The organism is Frankia sp. AiPs1, assembly GCF_023716945.1.
GTDB lineage: Bacteria > Actinomycetota > Actinomycetes > Frankiales > Frankiaceae > Frankia.
In genome coordinates, this window is record NZ_JAMQQF010001029.1 from 1 (window position 1) to 1,022 (window position 1,022).

The following is a 1,022-nucleotide window of genomic DNA, read 5'->3' on the forward strand; positions in this document are numbered from 1 at the left end:
GCCCGCTCGTCGTGGCCGCCCTGGGCGGCGCTTCCGCCGAGGTGGCGGGTGGGCCCGTGGCGGCGGACCTCGGCCAGCCGGGCGCGGCGGACGACGACGGAACCGGTGTGACGCCCGGCGATGTCGGCGGCGCCCCGGACTCGCCGTTGGTATCCGCCGGCGCGGTGGCGGACGCTGCCGCGGCCGATCCGATCGTGGCAGTGAACGGCAACGGCCACGGTCGCGCGGGGTCGGCTGCGGTGACCGCCCCGACCGCTGCCCTCGCGCAGAGTGCCGGCGGGGACGCGGCACCCCCCGTGTACGCGAACTCCGACGACCCCGACAGCCTCGCCACCGTCGACAGCGGTGCGGCCGGCAAGCCCGTCCGGAGTCGGCGGCGCCGGGCGTCCCGACCGGTGTCGAAGCCGGCCGAGTCGCTGGAGTCCGTGCCGCCCTCGGCCGAGTCCAGCGGCACCTGACAGGCTGGCGCGCCGCCGAGCGGCACGCGACCTGAGGCCCGAGGTAGGTCACCTCTCCCGTCCGGATTGCTCCGGACGGGAGGGGACGGCCACCGGGCGGCGCGGCCGACGTAGCCGGGGCGGCAGCCTCAGACGGCGGGCAGCCTCAGACGGCGGTGGGACCGGCCGGAGTCTGGGACGTGGCCGGGCCGGAGCGGACAAACCCGCGGCTCGGGTTCTCCCGCATCAGCAGATCCAGGGTGGCCCGGGAGCGGGACAGCGCGACCTCGACAGCCTGATGGGCCCGCCCAGCATCACCCATCTGCAACGCGTACGACGCGATCGTCAGTGACTGGACGAGATCGTCCTGATCGGCGAGGTCGGGACTCATCCACTGCCGCGGCGAGCCGTCCTGCCCCGCGTCCGGACCCGCCGGCTGCGCCACAGGCACTCCCCAGGCGGCCGGATCCCGGCGCCGCAGCGCGATCCACCCCGCCGCCAGCGCGGTCCCCACCAGCCAGCAGGCGCCCACCCAGGGCGGCACACCGGCGAAGGCGGTGAGGGCCAGGCCGACCACCACCAGCG

1 protein-coding gene and 1 pseudogene are annotated in these 1,022 nt (G+C 76.7%); one reads left to right on the forward strand and one right to left on the reverse strand.

Features of this window, described 5'->3' with window-relative positions; translation table 11 throughout:
* Positions 1-458, forward strand: a pseudogene (locus ND748_RS32640) (ribonuclease E/G); the annotation flags it as partial.
* Positions 459-603: 145 nt separating this feature from the next.
* On the opposite strand, the gene ND748_RS32645 reads toward ND748_RS32640, so the two are convergent.
* The coding region (locus ND748_RS32645) for an MFS transporter (protein WP_251750109.1) at positions 604-1,022 on the reverse strand (419 nt) is incomplete at its 5' end.